The sequence below is a fragment of the Plantactinospora mayteni genome, assembly GCF_016862935.1.
Classification (GTDB): domain Bacteria; phylum Actinomycetota; class Actinomycetes; order Mycobacteriales; family Micromonosporaceae; genus Plantactinospora; species Plantactinospora mayteni.
In genome coordinates this window covers 1-21,512 of record NZ_BONX01000063.1, presented here as the reverse complement: position 1 = coordinate 21,512, position 21,512 = coordinate 1, and the positions used below count along the sequence as shown (strand labels likewise).

Here is a 21,512-nt window from a genome sequence, read left to right as displayed (position 1 = left end):
GGTCGGTCAGGCCGAGGTGTCGGCGGGCACCGGCACGGGTACGAGTTCGGCGCCGTGCTCTCCGGGCGCAGTCCGCCGGCCGAAGCCGAACGCGGTGATGACAGCGCCCAGCGCGGCGACGACGACCGGGACGATCAGCGCGGCCCGGATCCCGTCCAGCCCGACCCCGGAGGTGCCGTCCGAGGTCGCGGCGACGCTGACGGCGGTCACCGCGGAGATGCCCAGCGCCGTGCCGAACTGCATCGACGTGTAGAGAAGACCGCCGGCCAGGCCGTGCTCCTGTTCGTCGATGCCGTCGGTGGCGGCCATGGTCAGCGGGCCGTACGCCAGGGAGAAGGCCAGGCCCAGCAGCAGCATGGTCGGCAGCATGGCGGCGTACGTCCAGTCCTCGGCGACCGGCAGGAAGAGCGCGTACGCCAGTGCGGCCGACACCAGCCCGCCGAACAGGACCCGGACGTTGCCGAAGCGGTTCACCAGCCGTGGGGTCAGGGTCGGGGCGAGGATCGTGTCGATGCCGATGACCAGCATCGCCAGGCCCGTCTGTAGGGCGCTCCAACCCCGCAGTTCCTGGAGGTACAGCGTGCCGAGGAGTTGGAAGCCGGCGAACGAACCGAGGAACATCAGCGCGCCGAGGTTGGCGCGGACCAGCGGCCCGGAGCGGAGGATGCCCAGCCGTACCAGCGGGTTGGCCGAGCGCCGCTCGATGACGACGAACGCGATCACCAGGGCCGTACCGGCGGCGAACACCCCGAGGGTGGTGGCGAGGCCGTCGCCGCCGTGCTCCAGCCGGACCACCCCGTAGACGAGCAGCAGCATCGCCCCGGTGATGCTGAGCGCGCCGGCCAGGTCGAACCCGCCCATCCGCGCCGTCGCCTCGGTGGCCTCGTCTCTGATCAGCGGGATGGCGGCCATCAGGATCACCGCCGAGAGGATGACCGGGGCGAAGAACACCCACCGCCAGTCGATCGCCGCCAGCAGACCACCGGCGACGAGTCCCAGGGAGAAGCCGCCGGCGGCGGTGCCGGCGTACACGCCGAGCGCCCTGGTCCGCTGCGGGCCCTCCGGGAAGTTGCCGGTGACCAGCGCCAGCCCGGCCGGCGCCATGAACGCGGCGGCGACGCCGGTGACGAACCGGGCGACCAGCAACATCCAGCCCTCGGTGGCGAAGCCGCCCAGCCCGGAGAAGACCAGGAACACCACGAGCCAGAACAGGAACATCCGGCGCCGACCCAGCAGGTCGGCGACCCGGCCGCCCAACAGCATGAAACCGCCGTACCCGAGCACGTACGCACTCACCACTCCGCTGAGCGTCCCGGTGGAGAGGCCGAGATCCTCCCGGATCGCCGGCAACGCCACGTTCAGCATCGCTACGTCGATGCCCTCCAGGAAGATCGCCCCGCACAGCACGAACAACACACCCCACGCCCGGCCGTCCATTCGGACGTTCGACGTAGACATGATCCACTCCTCCCGGTAACCGGCGATCGGCCTGGTTCCTCCAGTGCATGCCGGTTCCCTCTGGTAACCAGGAGCATCGTCAGGCACTATCGGTAGCCATGGAAGACGGAACTTCAAAGTCCCTCGGTTACTGCCCGGATACCGACGCCGACTACGACGTGCTCCAGTGGGACACCCGGGAGGACTGCGAGGTCCGGCAGATCCTCGACCGCGTCGCGGACAAGTGGTCCCTGCTCGTCATCGCCCTGCTCGACCGCCGGAGCCTGCGCTTCACCGAGCTGCGCCGCAAGGTCGACGGCATCAGCCAGCGAATGCTCACCCGTACCCTGCGGCACCTCGAACGCGACGGGCTGGTCCGGCGCACGGTACATCCGACGGTGCCGCCGCGGGTCGACTACGAACTCACCCCGCTGGGCGCGACCCTGCACGACACCATCCGCGCGCTGGTCACCTGGACCGAGACGCACCAGAACGAGATCGCGGCTGCCCGCGCCGCGTACGACGTCCGGACGGCGGACGAACAGCGGCAGGCCGAGCAGGAGACCGAGCGCCGCGAGCAGATCGCCCGGAGCGTGTCGGCCGGGAGGCCGTGAACGTCGCGCGGCACCGACGATCGCCGAGGTGGCCGACCCAGCCGGCCGAGCGACGCGGGTTCACCCACGACGGTGGACCCGCCGCCCGGCGACCTGATGCGCGGGCCGGCCAAGGCGGGCAGGACCTTGCCGGCGGCCCGCGCCGCCAGCGGTTCAGCCGGCAGAGGACGGTTCGTCGATCATGAACCGTGGGGTGACGACTCGGGCGTCGCCCGGGGGAAGGCCCGCCGGTAGTCGCTCGGCGACACCCCGATCTGCTTGAGGAAGTGGTGGCGGAGGTTGTTCGGCGTACCCAGGCCGCTCAGTTCCCCGATCTTCTCCATCGTGAGGTCGGTCGACTCCAGCAGGCTCTGCGCCCGGCCCAGGCGCTGGTTGAGGAGCCATTGCAGCGGGGTCGTCCCGGTGGCGGCCTGGAGGCGCCGGTAGAAGGTGCGCGGGCTCAGGCTCGCCCGCCGGGCCAGGTCCTCGACCGTCAGCGGTTGGTCGAGGTGGGCCCGGGCCCAGTCCAGGACGGGGCCGAGTCCGGTGTCGTCGGTGGCGGGCACCGAGAGGTCGATGAACTGCGCCTGGCCGCCCGGCCGGTGCGCGGGTACCACCATTCGCCGGGCGAGCTGGTTGGCGACGTGCGCGCCGAGGTCGCGGCGTACCAGGTGGAGGCAGAGGTCGAGCCCGGCGGTCAGTCCCGCGCTGGTGAGTACGTCGCCGTCGTCCACGTACAGCACCGAGTCGTCGACCTGCACCTTCGGGTAGCGCTCGGCGAGTTGCGCGGTGTGCAGCCAGTGGGCCGTGGCGCGACGCCCGTCCAGCAGCCCCGCCTCGGCCAGCGCGAACGCGCCGGTGCAGAGCGAGACCATCCGGGCACCCGAGTCGTAGGCGCGGCGCAGGGCCGGGACCAGACCGGGTGGCAGCGGTGCGCCCTCCTCGACGCAGGGATCGGGTACCGAGGGCACGATGACGGTGTCGGCGCCGACGAGGTCGTCCAGCCCGAACCGGGTCCGTAGCGAGAGCCCGGTGCCGGCCGGACCGTCGTCCGACCGCCGCTCTCCGGTGCCGCAGAGCCGCAGGTCGTACCAGGGGTCGGCCAGATCGGGCTGCGGCTTGCCGAAGACGGTGCACGGGATGCTCAGCTCGTAGAGGTCCCAGGAGGGTACGTCGATCTCCTCGGTCACCACCACTGCCACGGAACCGGCACTCATGCCGCCGAGTGTATGGCAGGAATTTGGTGATGGCCGTCAACAGTGCCACTGTTCCGCACCGCCGCCCACTGCGAGTGTGGTCCGTACGTGATCAACCGCCGCCACCTGCGGGCGGAAAGAACCAAGGGAGTTGTGGGATGAATCCGGATCGCCTCGCCGTGACCGTCATCGGGCTGGGCTCGATGGGCTCGGCGCTGGCCGGCGCGTTGTTGGACGGCGGCCACCCGACGACGGTGTGGAACCGCTCGCCGGGCAAGGCACAGGCGCTGCTCGACCGGGGCGCCCGGCTGGCCGCGACGCCCGGGGAGGCGGTCGGGGCGAGCCCGGTCGTCGTCGCCTGCGTACTCGACTACCAGGCGCTGCACACCGTCCTCGACCCGGTCGCCGACTCCCTCGCGGGAAAGGTCCTGGTCAACCTGAGTTCCGGTTCTCCGGAGCAGGCCCACGAGGCCGCCGAGTGGGCCCGGTCGCACGGCGCCGACTACCTCGACGGGGCGATCATGACCACCCCGCCGGGCGTCGGCAGCCCGGAGATGATGTTCCTCTACAGCGGTTCGCGCGCCGTCTTCGACGCGAACCGGCCCACCCTCGCGACCCTGGGTGACCCGCTGCACCTGGGCACCGACCCCGGGCTGGCCTCCCTCTACGACGCCGCCCTGCTCGGCCTGATGTGGTCGACCATGACCGGCTGGCTGCACGGCACCGCCCTGGTCCGCGCGGAGAAGACCGAGGCCACCGCCTTCACCACCGTCGCGGTCCGCTGGCTGTCCGCGGTGGCCGGCTTCCTGACCACGTACGCCCGGCAGGTGGACGATGGCCGCTATCCGGGCGACGACGCCACCGTGGACGTACAGATCGCCACGATCGACCACCTGATCCACGCCGCGGCGGCCCGTGGCATCGACAACGCGCTGCCGGAGCTGTTGAAGGCCACCATGGAACGGGCCAGGGAGGCCGGCCACGGCTCCGACAGCTACGCGAGTGTGATCGAGGTCCTGAAGAAGCCGGCGGGCGACAGGTGACCACCGCAGCCGCCACCACGGTCGATACTGCCCCGTCCCCGGACACCGGTTCGTGGCCCGACCGGTTGTCCGCGATCGCCGACGACTGCCTGGCCGTACTGCTGAGCGGAGCCGACCAGGACTGGTCACGCCCGGCCGGCGACCTCGACTGGACCTGCCGGCAGACCCTCGACCACATTGCCCTCGGCCTAGTCGGCTACGCGGGCCTGCTCATCGCCCGCCCCGTCGACCGCTACGTCACGCTCTTCGCGTCACTCGACCCGCAGGCCCCGATCCACGCCTGCCTGGAGGGCCTCGGCATCGCCGCCTCCCTGCTCACCACCACCGTCCGGCACACGCCGCCGCAGGTACGGGCCTGGCACCCCTGGGGCCACTCCGACCCCGCCGGCTTCGCGGCGATGGGAGCCACGGAACTGGCCGTCCACACGTACGACCTGACCCGCGCCCTCGGCATCGCCTGGACCCCGCCCGACGCCCTCGGCGCCGCCGTCGTCGCCCGGCTCTTCCCCGACGCCCCGGCCGGGCACCGCCCATCCGACACCCTGCTCTGGTGTACGGGCCGGCTTCCCCTTCCCGGGCTGCCCAGGCGGACCCGCTGGCAGTGGGACGGCACCGTGCGCTGACGGCCCGACCGAGAAATCCACGTCATCGGGAACCGTCCGTCGGTTGTGGACAGATAGCGGGTGACAGCGCGGCGAGCGGCGCCGACACCAGCGGACGAAATAGCTGTCGGACAAAGGTGGTAGAACTGTCCGAATGAGCCAGACGGAGCGCGTCGTCCTCGTCCTCGACCCGGAATCCCGTCCCGGCGATCCCGGCGACGCGCAGGACGGGCCGGTCGACAGCACGCCGGCGGGTGATCCGGCGGAGGCGGTTCGGCTGCTGCACGAGTTCCGGCGCCGCCGCGCGGAACTCGTCGAAGCCGAGCTGGCGGGGTGGACCGACGACGAGCGGGAAGACGAGCCGGCGGCGGACGAGCTGGTCGAACCGCTGGACCCGGCGGAGCGGGCCCGGCTGGTGGCCGCGTCCGGGCTGGCGCTGCCGCCCGACCTGCTGGCCCTCTACGGCGAGGCCGACGGTGACGCCGCCGACGGGGACTCCTTCGCCGGCCACGAATGGTTCGGTCTTGCCGGCACCGTGGCCGGGCCGATGTCGTGGCTGTGGCCCGAGGTCGGCTGGGGCGACGACCCGTGGTGGTCGGCGGCCTTCGACGCGGACCCGGCGGGGACGGTGCGGCGCTCGCGCATGCGGCACGGATGGATCCCGTTCGCGACCAGCGGGGGCGGCGACTTCCTCGCGGTCGACCTGGAGCCCGGACCCACCGGCCGCGTCGGGCAGGTCATCAGCATCGGCATACACGTACACGGCGCCGTGTACGTCGCCGACTCCGTTACGGCGCTGCTGCGCCGGCAGGTGGCGGCGCTCGACGGCGGGGAGTACGAGTTCGACAACGGGTATCTGTCGGTGGTCGAGGCGGTCGTTCCGGACCAGAACGAATTCGTCGAGGCCCAGGTGTGGGACGACGACGACCACGGCGGCTCGCTGCACGGAATGCCCGCGCACGTGCAGTGCCTGCGGTCCCGCCAGGCCGACGGGCTGGACCTGGAACCCGTGCGTGGGGCGCCGCGGCTGCACGAGGCCATCCTGATCGGCCACGACACGCTCGACCTCGGCCCGCTGCGCGCCGCGCCCCTCGAGGCGCTGCACGTACGTCTGGACGCCGTCCAGGTGGCCCCGCTGGCCGGTCACCCGACGCTGCGCGCGCTGACCCTCGGATCACGGTCGCCGGTGGACCTCGGCGTGCTGCGTACGCTGCCCCGCCTGGAGTGCCTCGACCTGTCCGGTGCCGCGGTCGCCGACCTCGACGTGGTCTCCGGGCTGGACGGGCTGCGCTTGCTCGCCCTCAGCCACGAGCAGTGGCAGGTGTGTCGACCGCCCACGTGGCTCGCCGCCGTCGCCCTGGTGGGACCGGCGACACCGGACGAGCGGGACGCGTGGGCGGCCCGATTCCAGGCCGCCGCCCGCTGACACCCGTGCCGTCGGCCATCCGTGCCGTCGACTATCGGTGCCTCAGCCGAACCCGTTAGCGGCGCAGGCTTTCGAAGGCGGAGCGGGCGGCGGCGCCGATCGCGAGATCGATGTCGTGGGCGATGCTCGCCCGGCGGTGCGAGCGGGTGAGGGCGGCAATCGCTATCCGGTCGCCGGATTCGGTCGTCACCATGCCGATCTCGTGTCGCAGGTGCAGGAACGTGCCGGTCTTGCCGCTGACCCGTACCGTGTCGGCGCGCAGGTCGCTGGAGAGGCGCTGGTTGAAGACCTGGAGCGCCATCAGGCGGCGAAGTTCGGCGGTGGCCTCGGGTCGGGAGATCTGGTCGAGCCAGATCCGCTCCAGCAGCTCGACGAGCGCCGCCGCGCTGCCGACGTTCGCGTACGCCGGATTGAGCGTCTCGATGGAGTGCTGGCCGGCGGCGTCGTCCCGGATCGCCAGTTCCAGGGCGAGGCCGAAGTCGTCGCCGGCGACACCGGCGGTGCACTCGTACATCCGGTGCATGTGGTGCCGGACCCGGATCCCCGGGCATCCCCACCCGCGCAGGCGCTCGTCCACCACCTCGATGCCGACCAGGTCGAACAGCGCGTCGGCGCTGGCGTTGTCGCTGACCGTCAGGGTCTGGTGGACCAGGTCGCCGACGGCCAGGGTCGCCGGGTGGCGGAAGGCGGCCACGCCGGTCCAGCCGACGCTTTTGGACGCCGGATCGATGGTGATCGGCAGGGCCGGATCGAGCGTTCCGGTCGCGATCCGATCCAGCACCACCAGGGCCAGCGGGACCTTGGCTACCGAGGCCAGCGGCACGGGTGCGTCGACGTCGAACCCCAGTTCTTCGCCGGTGTCGATGTTGCGGGCGAGCAGGTGGCCGGTGGCGCCGACCTGCTGCCACTGCGCGGCGATCGACTGGGCGACCGGGAGAAGCTCCGCCGGGCTGGCGACGAAGGTCGGATGCCGGGGACTCATCCCCGCGCCGCCAGCCGGGAGCGGGGATCCGGCACGGTGGAGCCCCGCTCCGCCGCCCCGGGGTTCTCGGCGGGAACGCCGACGGCACCGATCGCGTCGGCGAGCAACGGCGCCATCCAGTCGAGTACGGGGGTTCCGAGGTTGCCGACCCGCCGGCGCGCCGTCGCGAGTTCGTAGCCGCGATGGAGCGCGGCGTCCGCCAACGGCGACCAGGCCAGGTCGTGGCGCCGCGCGAACGGCTCGGGGCAGAGCAACACGGCATGGCCGGCGAGCGTTTCGGCCACCGCGCTGGCGGTCGACGCGACGCGGCGGACCCGCCCCTCGGGCAGGCCGGCGCGGGCGGCGGCCTTGTCGAACCGCTCCGCCGCGAATCCGATCTCGTCCTCGGCGGTGACCAGGATCGCCGGCGACGAGCCGCTCTCCGCGCCTCGTCGTGGTCGCAGGCTCTCCAGGTGCACCGGTCGTCGGCCGGACGACCCGGTCACCGGGTCGACGGCGGCCAGGCCGAGCCGTACGTGGTACGTCGCCGCCTCCGGCGGCACCCGGAGCAGCGCGAACGCCAGTGAGCCGTCCGCCAGCCCACCTGCCCGCTCCTCGGCGGGCAGTTCCCGTACGCCGATCGTCACGCCGTGCCGGGTGCCGGCTCGGATGACCCGGGCCAGGGCCACCGGGTCGGAGTCCGGCGGTACGCCCAGCGCGTGCGCCGCCGAGGCCAGCGCCGTCCTGGCCACCTGACGGAGGTGGTCGACCCGGCTCAGCACGTCCTTGGCGTGCGGAAGCAGCAGGACGCCGAGGTCGGTACCGGTGATCTGGCGCCGGGAGCGGTCGAAGAGCTGGCCACCGAGGTGTTGCTCCAGGTTCTTGATCCGGCGGCTGAGCACCGGTTGCGCGACGTAGAGGACGTCGGCCGCCCGGGAGAAGCTGCCCTCCTCCGCGACGGCGACGTACGCCTCAAGGTGTGCGAGCAGGTCCACCGGCCATGCATATCATAAAGCTATAGAGCGTTCCAACATATCTCTTGGACATAGAACACGGAGCGCTGGTTGACTCCTCGAGGACCACGAGATGCCATCCTGCCGGCCCATCCACCGGCCGAGTCGTGGCGCGACGGACGGTCCGGTTACACATTCGTGCCCAGCAAGAAGGAAGACCATGACGTCATCGCAACCGACCATCACCCGCCGCACACTCCTCGGAGCGGCGGCACTTTTGCCATTGGCCGGCTGCGCGAGGACAGATACACCCGCTTCCGCTCCCTCTTCAACTCCTTCGTCCCCCGCCGCGCCCTCCTCCGGCGCGGCGGACAATCGCCACGATCGACTGGTCGAGTTGGAGCGCAAATTCGACGTGCGCCTCGGCGTTTACGCGCTCGCCATCGGCACCGGAACCGTCGTCGCGCATCGGGCGGATGAAAAGTTCGCGTTCTGTTCGACGTTCAAGGGACTCGCGGCGGCGGCGGTCCTGCACCGAAACCCGCTGTCGCACCTGGACACGCGAATCAGGTACAGCAAAGAAGATCTCACCAAGAACGCCACCATCAGTCCGAAGCATGTGGCCACCGGGATGACGATCCGGCAACTCTGTGACGCGGCGGTCCGGTACAGCGACGGCACAGCCGGAAATCTCCTGCTCCGCGATCTCGGCGGGCCGGCCAGGTTGACGAGCTACCTGCGCAGCATCGGTGACACGGTCACCCGGATGGATCGGATCGAGCCGGCGATCACCGAGGCGACTCCGGGAGATCCGCGTGATACGACCTCGCCCCGGGCGATCGGCACCGACTACCAGAAGATCGTACTGGGCGAGGCGCTGCCGCCGGACAAGCGCGCCTTCCTCCGCGATCTGCTGGAACGCAACGCCACCGAGGCCGGCGCCCAACGTATCCGGGCCGGTCTGCCGAAGGGTTGGACGGTGGCCGACAAGACCGGTACCGGTGACTACGGCACGATCAACGACATCGCCGTCGTGTGGCCCCCGAATTCCGCGCCACTCGTCATGTCGATCATGTCGAGCAAGACCGCCAGAGACGCCGAATACGATTCGGCCCTCATCGCTCAGGCCGCCAGCTATGTAGCAGAAACTCTCGCCTGAGCAGGTTCGGCCGCCGACTGGCGCGATGTGAGCACGACGCTCGCGGACTTCGATCGATCGAGGGTGCGGCGCGGATCGAGCCGTACCAGTTCAGAGCCGCGATCATCGATGAGCGGAGCTTCAATACACACCTTCGCGGCGTGCGCCGGAGTGCCTTGTCGGCACGGCCACGCCAGCGATACCGAGATCAGCGCACCGGCCGCGCCGTACGGCGCGGCCGGTGCGTCAGACGGGGGAGATTTCAGGATGTTCGATTCCGCGACGACGACTCAGGTGCTCCGACCTGTGCCGCCACCACCGCGAGCGGGGAAGCGGGGTGGCAGGCGTAGTCGCTGGCTGCTGGTCAGTGGGTTGTTGATCGTGTTGCTGGCCGGGGTCACGTTGTTCGCGGTCGCACCGTTGCGTAATCCGTTGCCGGCGGCGGCGGTCACCCGGACGCTGCCCGAGTCGGTGACCATCCCCGGCAAAGCACCGGTGGTGCCGTGGCCGACGACCGGGCAGGCCGCGTTGTCGGTGGAGGGAGTCGGTTCGCTGGGCACCTCCGGTGGCAGTGAGCCGGTGCCGATCGCGAGTGTGACGAAGGTGATGACCGCGTATCTGATCCTGACCGAGCATCCGCTCAAGCGGGGTGAGCACGGGCCGAAGCTGACCGTCAGCGCGGCGCAGGCGGCGGCGTACCCGGACGAGTTTGCCCGGGGCGAGTCACTGATACCGGTCGTCGCGGGCGCGGTGTTCACCGAACGACAGGCGTTGCAGGCGGTACTCCTGCCGTCGGCGAACAACATGGCCCGGATCCTGGCCGCCTGGGACGCCGGCAGCATCGACGCGTTCGTGGCGAAGATGAACGCCACCGCGGAGAAGTTGGGGATGACCCACACCCACTACACCGACCCGTCCGGCCTCGACCCCGGCACCGTGAGTACCGCCGTCGACCAGGTGATCCTGGCCCGTAAGGCGATGCGCCTACCGGCGTTCGCCGAGATCGCGGCGCAGAAGAAGGCGACCCTGCCGGTCGCAGGTGAGGTGTACAACTACAACTCCCTGGTTGGCCGGGACGGGGTGGTGGGGATCAAGACCGGGTCCACCGACGAGGCTGGTGGGTGTCTCGTCTTCGCCGCCGTGGTCAAGGTCGGCGGCCGGAAGGTCACCATTGTCGGTGCCGTCCTCGGCCAGCCCGGCGCGAACACCCGGGTACAACTCGACCGGGTGTTCAAGGCAACCCGCCCGCTGGTCCGGACCGCCACCACCGGGCTGAAGGCACATCCGGTGGTCCGGGCCGGTGACCAGGTCGCTACCGTCACCGGCCCACTCGGCACCGGCACCACCATCCACGCCGGCAAGGACCTGACCGTCATCGGCTGGCCCGGCACCCCGATACGCCTCGACCTCGACCTCCCCGCGATACCGGCTCGACTGCCGGCGGAGACCGAACACGGCCAGCTCACCGCGATCACCGACAGCGGCGGCGCACCGGTCACCGGCACGCTCCGCAGCGGAGTGCCGCTGGAACCACCGAGCAACTGGGAGCGGATCCGGCAGCATCGCTGAGCCGGCGAATGGACCCACCCGATCGGGGTGATTGCCGTACCGGGGCTGGCTACTCGTTCCCGTCCTTCGTGGAGCGACAGGGCAGCTCGGCCGCGCCTGCGGTGACCGCCTACACCGTGGACGTCTCGTACGACGACGGCCGTAGCCGGCAACCGGCCGGGGTCAGCCGCTCCGGCGGCCACTGGACGGTCACCGTGCGGAATCCCGCCTCGGGCTACGCCTCGCCGCGGGCCACGGTCACCGACGCCGACGGCAACAGCGTCCGGCAGACCGTCCTGCGGGCGTACGAGATCGGCGGATAGCAACGCTCGGACAGTACGCGGCGGCCGTCACCCGACCTGGGTGACGGCCGCCGTGCTGTCGTGGCGGGGGACCGTTCCCGCCACGGTACGAGAGCCCAACCGTGCCGCACCGATGCTTCGTACCCCGACCACCTCCGCCCCGGTCGGCGTCTCCTGGTGCCGCTCGACAAGGTCGAGGAAGTCAGGACACTAGCGCGGCGGTGTGATCGCGAGCGTCTGGCAGGTGTCGTTGATCGAGAAGATCTGGCCGGGCGAGAAGAACTGCACGAAGCCCGAACCGCCACCCGAGTTCTCGCACACGAGGTAGCCGTGGTACCCGCCCGCCACCAGGCTCTGTACGTAGAGTTCGCCCAGGTCCCAACTGCCGACGGTGCCGCCGTAGCAGATCACGGCACCGGGCGCCAGGACGAGCCGGATCTGCCTGGGGGTCTGGCTGGTGTTGCACGGCCTGGCGTCGATCAGTACACCCGGGGACGAATTCCCCACCTCCGACGTGCCGGCGTACGCCACCGCCGGTGACCCGGATGTCCGGGCCGCCGATGCCTGCGCGGCCGGCCCGGCCGCGATCGAGCCGACCGCGAGCGCGGTTGCGGCCAGGACGGTGAAGAGGCGTTTCTTGGCCATGGAACCCTCCTGATCTGGATCGAGCCCTCGTCCTCCCGAAGGCTCTCCCCATCCCAGCAACCGGCGGCTTCACCACGGCTTCAGCTCGTTTTCGTACTCCCTTCCTCGCCGAGGCGTGCGCAGGTGGCCGTCGGTGAGCGAGGTCACTGGCCGACCGGTTCGGAAAACCGGACATCGGTTGTCAGGTAGCGATGCCACGATCGGGGGCATGACGAAGATGTTGACTGGCAGGGTGGCACTGGTCGCGGGCGCGACGCGCGGCGCGGGGCGGGCCATCGCGGTGGAGTTGGCCCGGGCCGGCGCCGTGGTGTACGCGACCGGGCGGAGCAGCCGGGCGGGGCGTTCGGAGATGGACCGTCCGGAGACGATCGAGGAGACCGGCGAGTTCATCGCCGCGGCCGGCGGGGATGGCGTCGCGCTGCGGGTGGATCACCTGGAGGCCGACCAGGTGCGCGGGCTGGTGGAGCGGATCGACGCCGACCACGGCCGGCTCGACATCCTGGTGAACGACATCTTCGGCGGAGACGTGCATGCCGAGTTCGGGAAGACGATCTGGGAGCACGACCTGACGAAGGGGCTGCGGATGCTGCGGGTGGGGATCGACACGCACGCCGTGACGAGCCACTTCGCGCTGCCGCTGCTGATCCGGAACCCGGGCGGGCTCGTCATCGAGATGACCGACGGCACGTTCGAGTACAACCGTGCGTACCGCCATCAGGTGGGTGTCTACTACGACCTGGTCAAGGGGGCGGTGGAGCGGCTCACGCTGGCGCAGAGCCACGAACTGGCGTCGTACGGGAGCGCGGCGGTGGCGGTGACCCCGGGGTGGCTGCGGTCAGAAATGATGCTCGACCTGTTCGGGGTGACCGAGGAGAACTGGCGGGACGCGACCGTCAAGGAGCCCCACTTCGTCATCTCCGAGTCGCCGACCTACGTCGGTCGGGGAGTCGCCGCGCTCGCCGCCGATCCGGACCGGGCGCGCTGGTCGGGCCGGTCCGTCTCCAGCGGTCAGCTCGCACAGGTCTACGGGTTGACGGACGTGGACGGCAGCCGACCCGACGCGTGGCGGTACATCGTGGAGGTGCAGGATCCGGGTCGGCCCGCCGACGCCACCGGTTACCGCTGAGCCAAGACCGGCGTCCGACCGGTCACGACCCGAGTGGTGTTGGGCGCCGGCCTGATATCGATATGAGGCGCAATTCTTCCGCCGTTCTCGACACGTGTTTCTCACCTTCATAAGGTGGGCCCGCACGCAGTACACGGTGAAGAAGGGCGGTCCGGTGCCCAACACCCCGGTAGAGGTGTCGACGGTCGTGGACGGCACACTGGTCGTGCAGCCGCACGGGCCGGTCGGGATCGACTGCGCCGCCGAACTGCGGCACATTCTCGTCCGTGCGGTTCGCAAGGTTCGTCCCTGGCGGGTGATGGTGGACCTGTCCGACGTCTCCGCCCTGGACCCGATCGGCGTCGGCACCCTCGCCGCCGCGTGCCACGTCGGTGACGACGACAACGTCATCGTCTCCATCTGCACCAGCTCCGCCGCGATAGCCAGCCGGCTCACCGCCGCCGGTGTCCCTCCCCAGCGACTCCGGCGGACCCGGTGACATCCGCTCCGCACCTGTGACCGCTACGTCGGTCGTCGCGGGTTGCTGATCCGTCGTACCACGGCTGCGCCGAGCAACGCCGTGGCCACCGCCGTCGCCGTCCCGGCGGTCCAGAGTGGATACGCCACGACCCGGGTATCGAGTCCCGTCCCGGCGAACCTGCCACCGTGCGAGGTGAGCACGTCGTAGAGCCGGCTACGAGTATGCACGGCCGGTATCCCGGCTCGACACCACCCGACGACGTTGCACGGATGGGATAGACACGGCCGTATGCGTAGATTCCTGATGGCGGTCGGGCTCGTCCTCGCGCTGGTGACCGGGGCGGCCGGGCCGGCGGCGGCCGTTCCCCCCGGAAGCCCTCCGCCGGGGTCGGCGACCGGCGGCTGGTCGGTGACCGATGGCAAGCTGACCTGGCGCTCGGACACCTCCGTCCCGATGGGCGATGCCGCCGTGGAGTTCTGGTCGGGCGACCGGCGGCTCGGCCGGGCTCGCCCCCACCCTGACGGTCGGACCTTCAGCCTCGGGCTGGGCGGGGCCGGCCGGCTCGGCGAACTCACGGTGCGGGCCGGCGGCAGGCGGATCGACCAGGACCAGCCGCGCGGCACCCGCCGCGCCGCGCCGATCGCCGCCGTGCCGGCCACCCAGCCGGCCGGCGCCGTCGATCCCGGCGTCGCCGGGCCTTACCGGTCCATCACCGGGGAGTACGAGCTGCCCGCCGTCACGCTGCCCGACTTCCCGGAGAAGGTCGAGATGCGGGCGGTCGTGGTCGCACCGCAGGGTACGTCCGGCGCCCGGCCCCTGGCCCTGTTCCTGCACGGCCGACACGCCGTCTGCTACCGGGGGGACGAGGAGGTACCCCAGGAGTGGCCCTGCCCGGCCGGCACCGATCCGATCCCGAGTTACCGTGGCTACCTCCAGGCGCAGCGGCTGCTCGCCTCGCAGGGCTACCTGACCGTGTCCATCTCGGCCAACGGTGTCAACGGCCAGGACTGGGACGCCGAGGACGGCGGCGCCCAGGCCCGCTCCTCGCTCGTCCGGCTGCACCTGGCGAAGTGGGCCGACTGGGCGGGCAGCGGACGCGCCGCTGCGCCGGCGGTCGTGCGCGCCGCGCCGCGCGCCGATCTGTCCCAGGTCTTCCTGATGGGTCACTCGCGCGGTGGTGAGGGTGTCAGCCGCGCGGCGATGGACTCGCTCGCCCCGCCGCCCGCCGGGCGGGACGGCTACCACGGCCGGGTTCGCTGGACCGTCCGCGGCATGCTGCTGGTCGGTCCCACCCTCTTTGGTCACGATCCGGTCTCCGACGTCCCGTCGGTGACGATCCTGCCCGGCTGCGACGGCGATGTCTCCGACCTGCAAGGCCAGATGTTCGTGGACGAGACCCGGGACATCGGCACCAGTCGGGCGCTGCGTAGCGCGCTGTACGTGCTCGGCGCCAACCACAACTTCTTCAACACCGAGTGGACACCCGGGCAGTCGGTGGCACCCTCCGTCGACGACTTCCAGGTCGGTGACGAGCCCGACCCGGTCTGTTCCCCGGGTGCCCCGACCCGGCTCACCGCGGCGCAGCAGCAGACCGCCGGCGCGACCTATATCGCCGCCGCCGCGCGGCTCTTCGTCGGCGGCGACGACCGGGTCCGGCCGCTGCTCGACGGCAGCGGCGTGCGGGCGCCCTCGGCCGACCCGGCCCGGGTACTCAGCCACGCGCTCGGCGGCAACCGTACGCCGCTGATCACCCCGGACCCGTCGCTGACCGTCTCCGGCGGTGCGCGGATCTGTGACCAGGTGACCTACGACGCGGAGCGGTCCTGTATCGACCCGGAGGACCGCAACGCCACCCTGGGACACTTCGTGCCCTTCCTCTGGACCATCCCCGAGCCCGGCCGGTACGCGGCGGCGCTGAACTGGTCCGCCGCCGGCAGCCCGATCCGGCTGGCTCCGGCCCGGCCCGTCACCGTCGCCGGTGCCCGCCAGTTGGCGCTGCGGGTCGTCGTCCCGCCGAACACGACCGGGACCCGGCTCGGCGTCACCGTGGTGGGTACGGACGGCCGGCGCAGCACGCTCGGCGAGATCCGGATCGACGGCCTGCCCGGCACCGACAACACGACCTCGTACTGGGGGCAGGAGGTGCGGGTGCCGCTCACGGACGCACCCGCGAGGCTGGCCGCCATCGAACTCACCCCGCGCACCGCGACGGGCCGCGCCTGGCTGCTCGACGCGTGGGGCTGGTCGCCGGGCACGCCCGACCCGGGCCCGACCCGCCTGCCACGGCTCGACATCGGCACCCTGGAGGTGGCCGAGGGTGACTCCGGCACCGCGACGTACGAGATCCCGGTGACCATCACCGGACGCGGCGGCGGCGCGGTACGACTGTTCCTGCTTGACGAGACGACGTACACGAGCCGGTCCTGGCTGGCCACCGTACGCCCCGGCGAGCGCAGCATCCGGGTGCCGATCGACGTGGTCGGTGACACGCGGTGGAACTACACCGAGCGGCAGACGCTGACAGCCAAGGCGGAGCGGGGTTTCATGGTCGGCAGCTACCTCGGCGGACTCTCGACCCTCAACGACGACCCGGAACCGATCCTGTCCGTCGAGTCCGCTTCCGTCCGGGTTGCCGAGGGCGAGACGCTGACCTGGCGTTTCTCCGCGTCCGAGCTGACCGAGACGGGCATCTTCACGTACGCCCTGCCGCAGGCTCCGGCCACCGGTGTCGAACTGTCCACCACGGACGTCGACCCGGAGTGGTTCACCGACAACACAGCGGAACCGGTGGAACCGTCCCGGCCGCTGTCCGAGACCTGGCTGGTCTCGTACCTGTTCATCGGCCCCGACGCGACCAGCGGCGAGATCACCATACCGACGATCCCCGACGCGGTCGCCGAGTCGGACGAGGTCGTCGAACTGCACTTCGTCGACGTATCGGACTGGCCGGTGCCGAACGCGGTCCTGACCGGCGTGGTGACCGACGGCTGACGGGATCCCCGGCGTGGGGTCGCGTCGGCACGCGCGAAATGATTAGTAAAGTTTACGAACAGAACGTGTTAGAGTCACTGCCGTCGATGTGCGGTCAGCCATCGTTCCGATGTACCCCCAGGAAGGAGTGATCACATGTCGAGACTGCGCGCCCTGGTCGCGCTCGCGGCGCTGGTTGTCGCCGGTGCACTCGTGGCGATCATCCCGTCGACCCCCGCATCGGCGGCAGCCTGCGCGGCGCCGTGGCAGTCCTCGGCCGTCTACTGGGGAGGCGACCAGGTCTCCCACAGCGGGCGCAACTACCAGGCGAAGTGGTGGACCCAGAACGAGGCGCCGCCGGGCACCACCGGCGTCTGGCAGGACCTCGGTGCCTGCGACGGCGGTACCACGCCACCGGGCGGTAGCTGCAACTACCCGAACTGGGTCGCCGGCACCTGGTACGCCGCCGGGAGCATCGTGCGCTACACCAACGGCCTGTACTACATCGCCGAGCACGACAATCCCGGCTACGACCCCATCATCAGCACCTGGTATTGGGAGCCGTACACCTGTGGTGGCCAACCGCCCACCACTCCGCCCCCCAACCCCGGCAGCTTCGTGGTCAGCGAGGCGCAGTTCAACCAGATGTTCCCGGGCCGCAACTCCTTCTACACCTACTCCGGCCTCGTCGCCGCGCTCGGCGCGTACCCGGCGTTCACCAGGACCGGCAGCGCCACGGTCCAGCGTCAGGAAGCGGCGGCCTTCCTGGCGAACGTGCACCACGAGACCGGTGGACTCGTCCACATCGTGGAGCAGAACACCGCCAACTACCCGCACTACTGCGACGCCGGCCAACCGTACGGCTGCCCCGCCGGGCAGGCCGCCTACTACGGGCGCGGGCCGATCCAACTGAGCTGGAACTTCAACTACAACGCCGCCGGGAACGCCCTCGGGCTACCCCTGCTGACCAACCCCTGGCTGGTCCAGAACGACGCCGCGGTGGCCTGGAAGACCGCCATCTGGTACTGGATGACCCAGAACGGGCCGGGCAGCATGACCGCGCACAACGCGATGGTCACCGGTGCCGGCTTCGGCGAGACCATCCGCAGCATCAACGGCTCCATCGAGTGCAACGGCGGGAACCCCGCCCAGGTGCAGAGCCGCGTCACCAAGTACCAGCAGTTCGTCGGCGTTCTCGGCGTCTCGGCCGGAGCCAACCTGTACTGCTGACCCCCGGCCGGGCCTCGTCACCTGTCGATTCGACCGTGACGAGGCCCGGCGTTGTCCCGGGCAGGTCGTCGGCCGGAACCCCGGCAGGCGCACCGCCCTCGGGTGGGGTCAGCGCTGTCCTGGCGACCACGTCATCCGGCGGCGCCGGGTACGGCCTGGAGAGCTGCCTCCAGGATGTCCAGGCCGGTGTGGAGTTCGTCGTCGCTGATCGTGAGCGGCGGGGCGATCCGGAAGATGCCGCCCATGCCAGGTAGCTGGACGATGTTCATGTGCAGGCCCCGTTCGAGGCAGGCTGAGGTGACCGCCTTGCCCAGCGCGTCGGCCGGCGCCCTGCTCGCCTTGTCCCGCACGAGTTCGACACCCTGGAGCAGGCCACGGCCGCGAATGTCACCGACGACCTCGTAGCTGTCGCGCAGGGCCAGCAGCCGGCCGGTGAGCTGCTCGCCCAGCCTCGCGGCACGCGCGACGAGGTCGTCGCGTTCGATCACGTCGAGGACCGTCAGCGCGACCGCCGCCGCCAACGGGTCGGAGACGTGCGTGGTGTAGAAGAGGAACCCGCGTTCGTGGCAGACCTGCTCGATCTCGGCAGTCGTGACGACGGCCGCCACGGGCAGCCCGGCCCCGAGGGTCTTCGACAGCGTCAGGATGTCCGGGGCGACGCCGTCGCGCTCGAACGCGTACATCGCCCCGGTACGGCCGAGACCGGTCTGCGCCTCGTCGAGGACGAGCAGCATTCCGCGCTCGTCACACATCTCCCTGAGGCGGCGGAGGTATCCGGGCGGCAGGTCGAGGATCCCGCCCGAGGAGAGGATGGGCTCGACGAGGCAGGCGGCGAGACTCCCGGCGGACTGTTGGTCGACCAGCGCGAAGCCGTAGCCGAGTTCGGCCTCCCAGTCGTGCGACCCGTCGGAGGACCGGAACGGCGACCGGTAGGCGTTCGGTGCGGGCAGGGCGAGGTTCCCCGGTGTCGGCGGACCGTACCCGCGCCGCCCGGCGGCGAACGTCGCGGAGGCCGCCCCCTGGGTCATTCCGTGCCACGAGCGGTCGAAGGAGACGATCTCGTAGCGGCCGGTGCAGAGCTTGGCCATCTTGATCGCGGCCTCGTTCGCCTCGGCGCCGGTGCTGAGCAGCAGAGTCTTGCCCAGCGTGGCAGGCAGGGTCGCGTCGAGCCTGCCGGCGAGCTCCAGCAGCGGAGGGCTCAGCATGCCGCTGTAGAGGTGGTCCAGCGACGCGACCGCGGCGGAGACCGTCGACACGATGTCCGGGTGTGCATGACCGAGGATCGCGCTCATCTGCCCCGAGGTGAAGTCGAGGATCGGCGTTCCCTGACGATCGAAGACGTACGCGCCGGCGGCACGTTCGATGATCCGCGGGGTGAAGCTCACTCCGTAGCGGATCAGGAGGCGGTCCGCCTCGTCCCAGAACGTCGTGTCCATCATCGTTCCTCTCTGACCGCGGAGACGGGTCTGACCGCGCCGGAGACCGGGCCGGCCGATCTGCCCGACAGTCATCCTGGGCCGGATCAGGGGTCGTAACAAGCAAACAAAAGTCGCCGATCATTCGCTGTCGCCGTACGGTTGGCCGCATGCTCAACCCGCGACGGCTCGTGGTCCTGCGCGCGGTACTGGCGGCCGGATCGATCAACAAGGCGGCCCGGAACCTCGGCTACTCGCCCGCGACGATCAGCCAGCACATGGCCGCCCTGGCGAGGGAGACCGGACTGGTCCTGTTCGAGAAGCAGGGGCGCGGCATCGTCGCCACGGATGCCGCCCGGCACCTCGCGGATCAGGCCCAGGCTCTCGTCGCCGACTTCGACCGGCTTGAACGGGTCGTGGCGGACCTGCGGGGTGGTCAGGCGGAGCACCTGGCGATCGCCTGCTTCACCTCCGCCGCCGAACGGTGGATACCGGAGGTCGTACGTGTCATCCGTCAACACCAACCGAACCTCACCGTCGAGATCAGCCTCAACGAACCCGTCGACCGGCGCGGCCGTCGACAACCGGACCTCGACATCCGGACCGAGCCCGCCAGCGGCGTCGAAGTGCAGCTTGACGGCTATCGGCGGCATGAACTCACCGTCGAGGAACTCGTCGCGGTGTTCCCGGTCGCGCATCCGCTCGCCGCTGCCCGCGAGGTCGCGCTACGGGATCTCGAAGCTGAACCGTGGGTGGATCACGACATCTACGACAGCCCGATCGGGCAGATCGTCTCCAGTGCGTGCCGGGCGGTCGGATTCACGCCGCGATACGCCGTCCGGCTGGACGACCATCGGGCGGCGCTGCGACTGGTGGCGGCGGGCGTTGGAGTCACCGTCCTGCCGCGCCTGGCCGTCGCGGAGCTTCCCGAGGGAGTCGTGTCGAGGCCCGTGGTGCACCCCACCGTCCTGCGGCGCATCGTCGTGCACGCCCGCCAGGATCGCCGCCGCCGCGACGTCATCGCCCGCGCGGTGGCGCAACTTCGCGTCTGCGCCCGCACCCCGGAGTCCACCTAGTCCACGCTGTCAAGAGCTGCTCCGTCCAATGTGTCATGTGATGTGCATCACCGGCGCCTGGCCAGGCGATGCGGGATGAGCGGCGCCGGGGGAGGGGTGTTCACGGCAGGCGCGCGGCTGGCCTCAATCTTCGCCCCGCGCACCAAACCAGAATGAATCGCATTCACGCAATAGCTTTGCGTAGTTGATGCGAGACGTTCAGCTATCTCCCAGGATGGGACGCTAACGTGCCGAGCCAACCGGGATCCATAGTGGAGGACACCGATCATGGTTCTCCACCATGGGGCCGGCCGCCAGTACAACCGTTTGCCCCGTTGCCAGGGAGAAGTACGTGGTCTTCAAGAAGATGCTGGGTGTCTTCGGCGTCGGCGCTCCCAGCGTCGACACGGTCCTGTCCAACCCGAACACCCGACCGGGTCTGCCGCTGGCCGGGCAGGTGAACCTGACCGGCGGCAGCCACGACGTCGAGATCGACCACATCGGGGTCGGCCTGGTCACCAGGATCGAGGTCGACGGCGCCGAGGAGGAGTACGACGCGTTCGTCGAGTTCCACCGGGCCGACGTCTCCGGCGGGCTGCATCTGCGGGAAGGCCAGCAGGTCTCCCTGCCGTTCCAGATCATCATGCCCTGGGAAACCCCCGTCACCGACCTGTACGGGCAACGCCTGCACGGCATGACGCTGGGCCTGCGCACCGAGGTCTCCATCCGTGGCACCGCCGACAAGGGCGACCTCGACCCGGTGTACGCCTACCCGCTGCCCGTGCAGGAACGGATCCTTGAGGCGTTCGGCGCTCTCGGGTTCCAGTTCAAGGGCGCCGACCTGGAGCGCGGCCACATCTACGGCCTGCACCAGAGCCTGCCGTTCTACCAGGAGATCGAGTACTACGCCGCGTCCCAGTACGCGCACGGCATCAACGAGGTCGAGCTGACCCTCGTCGCCGATCCGCACGGGGTGCACGTGGTGCTGGAATTCGACAAGCGGGCCGGCCTCTTCACCGGCGGCCACGACTCCTACGGCCGCTACCGCATCGAGCACACCGACGCCGACCGGACCGACTGGGCCGGTGTGGTCGACGGTTGGCTGCGCGAGGCGCTCGACCAGCACCACGCCCACCGGGGCAGTCTCGGCGGCCACGCCGCCCCGGGCGGGTACCCGCCGCCCCCGCCGGGGTACGGCCACGGCTACGCCGCCCCGGCGTACGGACATGGCCCGGGCTACAGCCATCACGGCGGCGGCGGCCACGGCTACCACGAGGAGCACCGCGACCGGGGTCCCGGCATGGGCGGTGTCGTCGCGGGTGTCGCCGGCGGGGCCGCGCTCGGCTTCGCCGCCGGCATGGTCGCCGACGAGGTCTTCGACTTCGGCGGCGACGACGAGGAGGAGGGCGAGG

20 protein-coding genes are annotated in these 21,512 nt (G+C 70.7%); 13 read left to right on the top strand and 7 right to left on the bottom strand.

The window, feature by feature from the left end:
* Positions 1–6: 6 nt before the first annotated feature.
* The gene (locus Pma05_RS37535) at positions 7–1,458 is read right to left on the bottom strand and encodes an MFS transporter (protein ID WP_239313948.1); all 1,452 of its coding nucleotides are present in this window, start codon (positions 1,456–1,458) and stop codon (positions 7–9) included.
* A gap of 98 nt (positions 1,459–1,556) precedes the next feature.
* Here Pma05_RS37535 and Pma05_RS37530 point away from each other — a divergent pair, with 98 nt between their 5' ends.
* Complete coding sequence (locus tag Pma05_RS37530; protein ID WP_203862289.1) at positions 1,557–2,051, top strand: winged helix-turn-helix transcriptional regulator; 495 nt, start codon at positions 1,557–1,559, stop codon at positions 2,049–2,051.
* A 179-nt stretch (positions 2,052–2,230) separates the two neighbouring features.
* Here the strand turns inward: Pma05_RS37530 and Pma05_RS37525 are convergent, their stop codons facing one another.
* Complete coding sequence (locus tag Pma05_RS37525) at positions 2,231–3,247, bottom strand: GlxA family transcriptional regulator (RefSeq protein ID WP_203862288.1); 1,017 nt, start codon at positions 3,245–3,247, stop codon at positions 2,231–2,233.
* 137 nt (positions 3,248–3,384) lie between these two features.
* Between Pma05_RS37525 and Pma05_RS37520 the strand changes: the two genes are divergently transcribed.
* The 3 genes from Pma05_RS37520 (at position 3,385) to Pma05_RS37510 (ending at position 6,297) form a co-directional block, all read left to right on the top strand.
* The gene (locus Pma05_RS37520; RefSeq protein ID WP_203862287.1) at positions 3,385–4,269 is read left to right on the top strand and encodes an NAD(P)-dependent oxidoreductase; all 885 of its coding nucleotides are present in this window, start codon (positions 3,385–3,387) and stop codon (positions 4,267–4,269) included.
* Positions 4,266–4,892 (top strand): maleylpyruvate isomerase N-terminal domain-containing protein, encoded by a 627-nt coding sequence (locus Pma05_RS37515; RefSeq protein WP_203862286.1) that lies wholly within the window; start codon positions 4,266–4,268, stop codon positions 4,890–4,892. The genes Pma05_RS37520 and Pma05_RS37515 overlap by 4 nt, the downstream gene beginning before the upstream one ends.
* A 133-nt stretch (positions 4,893–5,025) precedes the next feature.
* Positions 5,026–6,297 carry an SMI1/KNR4 family protein gene (locus Pma05_RS37510; protein ID WP_203862285.1) on the top strand — a complete coding sequence of 424 codons (1,272 nt, stop codon included), beginning with the start codon at positions 5,026–5,028 and terminating at the stop codon, positions 6,295–6,297.
* Positions 6,298–6,352: 55 nt separating this feature from the next.
* Here Pma05_RS37510 and Pma05_RS37505 read toward each other — a convergent pair whose 3' ends face one another.
* The gene (locus Pma05_RS37505) at positions 6,353–7,279 is read right to left on the bottom strand and encodes a serine hydrolase (protein ID WP_203862284.1); all 927 of its coding nucleotides are present in this window, start codon (positions 7,277–7,279) and stop codon (positions 6,353–6,355) included.
* Positions 7,276–8,253 (bottom strand): LysR family transcriptional regulator, encoded by a 978-nt coding sequence (locus Pma05_RS37500; protein WP_203862283.1) that lies wholly within the window; start codon positions 8,251–8,253, stop codon positions 7,276–7,278. The genes Pma05_RS37505 and Pma05_RS37500 overlap by 4 nt, the downstream gene beginning before the upstream one ends.
* A gap of 178 nt (positions 8,254–8,431) precedes the next feature.
* Here Pma05_RS37500 and bla point away from each other — a divergent pair, with 178 nt between their 5' ends.
* The 3 genes from bla to Pma05_RS37485 all read left to right on the top strand — a co-directional run bounded on the left by bla (position 8,432) and on the right by Pma05_RS37485 (position 11,220).
* Positions 8,432–9,370 carry a class A beta-lactamase gene (bla, locus tag Pma05_RS37495; RefSeq protein ID WP_203862282.1) on the top strand — a complete coding sequence of 313 codons (939 nt, stop codon included), beginning with the start codon at positions 8,432–8,434 and terminating at the stop codon, positions 9,368–9,370.
* Between the two features lie 360 nt (positions 9,371–9,730).
* Positions 9,731–10,918, top strand: coding sequence for a D-alanyl-D-alanine carboxypeptidase family protein (locus tag Pma05_RS37490; RefSeq protein WP_239313968.1), 1,188 nt, complete (start codon positions 9,731–9,733; stop codon positions 10,916–10,918).
* Between the two features lie 8 nt (positions 10,919–10,926).
* Positions 10,927–11,220 (top strand): hypothetical protein, encoded by a 294-nt coding sequence (locus Pma05_RS37485; protein ID WP_203862280.1) that lies wholly within the window; start codon positions 10,927–10,929, stop codon positions 11,218–11,220.
* A 189-nt stretch (positions 11,221–11,409) separates the two neighbouring features.
* Here the strand turns inward: Pma05_RS37485 and Pma05_RS37480 are convergent, their stop codons facing one another.
* On the bottom strand, positions 11,410–11,844 hold the full coding sequence (locus tag Pma05_RS37480) for a hypothetical protein (RefSeq protein ID WP_203862279.1): 435 nt from the start codon (positions 11,842–11,844) through the stop codon (positions 11,410–11,412).
* 208 nt (positions 11,845–12,052) lie between these two features.
* Here Pma05_RS37480 and Pma05_RS37475 point away from each other — a divergent pair, with 208 nt between their 5' ends.
* Positions 12,053–12,970 (top strand): SDR family oxidoreductase, encoded by a 918-nt coding sequence (locus Pma05_RS37475; protein WP_203862278.1) that lies wholly within the window; start codon positions 12,053–12,055, stop codon positions 12,968–12,970.
* Positions 12,971–13,106: 136 nt separating this feature from the next.
* Positions 13,107–13,448 carry an STAS domain-containing protein gene (locus tag Pma05_RS37470; RefSeq protein ID WP_239313945.1) on the top strand — a complete coding sequence of 114 codons (342 nt, stop codon included), beginning with the start codon at positions 13,107–13,109 and terminating at the stop codon, positions 13,446–13,448.
* 23 nt (positions 13,449–13,471) lie between these two features.
* On the opposite strand, the gene Pma05_RS37465 is transcribed toward Pma05_RS37470, so the two are convergent.
* Entirely contained in the window at positions 13,472–13,657 is a 186-nt protein-coding gene (locus Pma05_RS37465; RefSeq protein WP_203862277.1) for a hypothetical protein, read from the bottom strand.
* A gap of 61 nt (positions 13,658–13,718) precedes the next feature.
* Here Pma05_RS37465 and Pma05_RS37460 point away from each other — a divergent pair, with 61 nt between their 5' ends.
* Together Pma05_RS37460 and Pma05_RS37455 are read left to right on the top strand one after the other, a co-directional pair.
* Positions 13,719–16,421 carry an alpha/beta hydrolase gene (locus tag Pma05_RS37460; protein WP_203862276.1) on the top strand — a complete coding sequence of 901 codons (2,703 nt, stop codon included), beginning with the start codon at positions 13,719–13,721 and terminating at the stop codon, positions 16,419–16,421.
* A gap of 135 nt (positions 16,422–16,556) precedes the next feature.
* Entirely contained in the window at positions 16,557–17,630 is a 1,074-nt protein-coding gene (locus tag Pma05_RS37455) for a glycoside hydrolase family 19 protein (protein ID WP_203862275.1), read from the top strand.
* Positions 17,631–17,761: 131 nt separating this feature from the next.
* Here Pma05_RS37455 and Pma05_RS37450 read toward each other — a convergent pair whose 3' ends face one another.
* Positions 17,762–19,066 carry an aspartate aminotransferase family protein gene (locus tag Pma05_RS37450; RefSeq protein WP_203862274.1) on the bottom strand — a complete coding sequence of 435 codons (1,305 nt, stop codon included), beginning with the start codon at positions 19,064–19,066 and terminating at the stop codon, positions 17,762–17,764.
* A gap of 149 nt (positions 19,067–19,215) precedes the next feature.
* On the opposite strand from Pma05_RS37450, the gene Pma05_RS37445 reads away from it, so the two are divergent.
* Both Pma05_RS37445 and Pma05_RS37440 read left to right on the top strand, forming a co-directional pair.
* The gene (locus tag Pma05_RS37445; RefSeq protein ID WP_203862273.1) at positions 19,216–20,121 is read left to right on the top strand and encodes a LysR family transcriptional regulator; all 906 of its coding nucleotides are present in this window, start codon (positions 19,216–19,218) and stop codon (positions 20,119–20,121) included.
* Between the two features lie 331 nt (positions 20,122–20,452).
* The coding region (locus Pma05_RS37440; protein WP_203862272.1) for a sporulation protein at positions 20,453–21,512 on the top strand (1,060 nt) is incomplete at its 3' end.

What these genes read in the sequence shown, in the direction of transcription:
- Pma05_RS37505 (WP_203862284.1), bottom strand. Translation starts at nt 7,279, where the DNA reads ATGAGTCCCCGGCATCCGACCTTCGTCGCCAGCCCGGCGGAGCTTCTC.
- Pma05_RS37475 (WP_203862278.1), top strand. Translation starts at nt 12,053, where the DNA reads ATGACGAAGATGTTGACTGGCAGGGTGGCACTGGTCGCGGGCGCGACG.
- Pma05_RS37530 (WP_203862289.1), top strand. Translation starts at nt 1,557, where the DNA reads ATGGAAGACGGAACTTCAAAGTCCCTCGGTTACTGCCCGGATACCGAC.
- Pma05_RS37485 (WP_203862280.1), top strand. Translation starts at nt 10,927, where the DNA reads ATGGACCCACCCGATCGGGGTGATTGCCGTACCGGGGCTGGCTACTCG.
- Pma05_RS37520 (WP_203862287.1), top strand. Translation starts at nt 3,385, where the DNA reads ATGAATCCGGATCGCCTCGCCGTGACCGTCATCGGGCTGGGCTCGATG.
- Pma05_RS37535 (WP_239313948.1), bottom strand. Translation starts at nt 1,458, where the DNA reads ATGTCTACGTCGAACGTCCGAATGGACGGCCGGGCGTGGGGTGTGTTG.
- Pma05_RS37460 (WP_203862276.1), top strand. Translation starts at nt 13,719, where the DNA reads ATGCGTAGATTCCTGATGGCGGTCGGGCTCGTCCTCGCGCTGGTGACC.
- Pma05_RS37480 (WP_203862279.1), bottom strand. Translation starts at nt 11,844, where the DNA reads ATGGCCAAGAAACGCCTCTTCACCGTCCTGGCCGCAACCGCGCTCGCG.
- Pma05_RS37450 (WP_203862274.1), bottom strand. Translation starts at nt 19,066, where the DNA reads ATGGACACGACGTTCTGGGACGAGGCGGACCGCCTCCTGATCCGCTAC.
- Pma05_RS37525 (WP_203862288.1), bottom strand. Translation starts at nt 3,247, where the DNA reads ATGAGTGCCGGTTCCGTGGCAGTGGTGGTGACCGAGGAGATCGACGTA.
- Pma05_RS37445 (WP_203862273.1), top strand. Translation starts at nt 19,216, where the DNA reads ATGCTCAACCCGCGACGGCTCGTGGTCCTGCGCGCGGTACTGGCGGCC.
- Pma05_RS37510 (WP_203862285.1), top strand. Translation starts at nt 5,026, where the DNA reads ATGAGCCAGACGGAGCGCGTCGTCCTCGTCCTCGACCCGGAATCCCGT.
- Pma05_RS37455 (WP_203862275.1), top strand. Translation starts at nt 16,557, where the DNA reads ATGTCGAGACTGCGCGCCCTGGTCGCGCTCGCGGCGCTGGTTGTCGCC.
- bla (WP_203862282.1), top strand. Translation starts at nt 8,432, where the DNA reads ATGACGTCATCGCAACCGACCATCACCCGCCGCACACTCCTCGGAGCG.